1 protein-coding gene is annotated in these 224 nt (G+C 47.8%); it reads right to left on the bottom strand.

Annotated elements, in window-relative coordinates; genetic code table 11:
* Positions 1–224, bottom strand: a 224-nt coding sequence (locus AC1M89_RS14890; protein ID WP_481614416.1) for a hypothetical protein, incomplete at both ends; no start/stop codon positions are given.

The following is a 224-nucleotide window of genomic DNA, read 5'->3' as shown; positions in this document are numbered from 1 at the left end:
GACTTGTTGGTCTAAGTCTTTGGGTAGGTTGTTTTGGTTGTAGTAGCGTTTGCCAACAATGAGGAATTCTTGATCAGCTCCGCTGTGTTGTGCAATTTCTGGATGGCCATCGAGTTTGAACCAGTAGCCGACCTGGCTGTCTCTGACGCTGGCTTTGGCGATGAATTGTTTGCTTTGTCCAGCGTAGTAGTCGCTGAGGTGTTGGTTGAGTTTTTCAACTTGGC

The sequence above is a fragment of the Acinetobacter sp. ANC_7635 genome (genome assembly GCF_056779945.1).
Note: the sequence above shows the minus strand (reverse complement) of the source record. Positions and strands in the feature narration are given on the sequence as shown.